General features: G+C 58.5%; 1 protein-coding gene. It reads left to right on the forward strand.

The annotated features are described in order from the left end of the window. Window positions 1-96: 96 nt before the first annotated feature. A partial coding sequence (locus NG895_RS30115; RefSeq protein WP_252856284.1) for an IS701 family transposase occupies window positions 97-1,403 on the forward strand: 1,307 nt, incomplete at its 3' end.

Genomic DNA, 1,403 nt, shown 5'->3' on the forward strand with positions numbered 1-1,403 from the left:
TTTTGGGAGTGTAAAATTGCTGTTCCGACATAGAGCGAGCCTCCGTCAAGATGGTTGGGTTCTAACATCCAGACATCTCGAGCAAGGAGGCTCACTATGGAACTTGTACCCGGTTTTGTGGCTTTGTTGCAACCCTTCGCGATGACCATGACGGCTCCCACTTTTGACAGCTTGACCACCATCATGGCTGGTTGGGTGTTTGCCAGCAGGCGTACCGTCACTCGGATGATCTTGGCTGCGGGTGAAACTGCCGACAAGCATTTCTCGTCTTATCACCGCGTATTCAGCCATGCGCGGTGGTCGCTCGATGGAGTAGGACTTGCGGTGTTCGATCTGCTGCGACCTGTTTTGGGTGAGGTGGTAATGCTGGGGCTGGACGACACGTTGGCTCGCAAGCGAGGCCGGAAGATGTTCGGCTGTGGGATGCATCACGATCCGCTGCTCTCCAGTCGCTCGAAGACGATCACCAATTGGGGACATAACTGGGTGGTGCTGGGTGTGATCGTCGAGTTGCCATTTCGCCCGGGACACTACTTCTGCTTGCCAATCTTGTTTCGCTTGTACCTGAACAAGGCGAAGGCCGAGAAGCATCGCCGGGGGTATCGCAAACGCTCGCAACTGGCCGTCGAATTGCTCCAGCTGCTGTGCAAACAGCGGGATAACGTGCGTTTTCACGTCGTTGCCGACAGTGCCTACGGTGGCAAGACGGTGCTTTGCGAGTTGCCGGAAAACTGCGATTTGACCAGCCGCCTGGTCAAAGATGCGCGACTTTACGACGCGCCGCCAGTACGTCAGCCGGGAACCAACGGGCGTCCGCGCAAACGGGGCGAACGGTTGCCCACGCCCGAAGAGATGCTTGCCGAGCGTTGTCGTCGTGTAGAATTGGATGTCTACGGTCGCACCGAGAAAGCTCGTCTCGCCGATTGCCAGGCACGCATGCATGCCGCGCCCGAGCGTCCGTTGCGGGTGGTGGCGGTCGAAGCCTTGGCGGGCGGTCGTGGTCAAGAAGCGTTCTATTCGACTTGCCATGAAGCGACTGCCGAAGCGGTGATTGCCTGGTACGCCAGTCGCTGGAGCGTGGAAGTCGCCTTTCACGACAGCAAGCAGCACCTGGGATTTGAAGAGCCGCAAGGCTGGTCGCGCAAAGCGGTCGAGCGGACCGCCCCGCTGGCAATGCTGCTGTACTCGCTGATCGTGTTGTGGTTCGCGCGGGAAGGGCATCGAGCATATCAACCGCTGGATTGTCCGTGGTACACGTCGAAAGCCGAACCGTCGTTCGCCGATATGCTGGCCACGCTCCGTCGGCGAAGCATGCGGCAAAAGATTTTGTCACTGGCCCTGCGAGGACCAGGGACGCGAAAAGTCAAACAACTACTGGAAAACACAGTCGCCATGGCGGCCTA

The organism is Aeoliella straminimaris, from assembly GCF_024054565.1.
In the GTDB taxonomy this organism is placed as follows: Bacteria; Planctomycetota; Planctomycetia; order Pirellulales; family Lacipirellulaceae; genus Aeoliella; species Aeoliella straminimaris.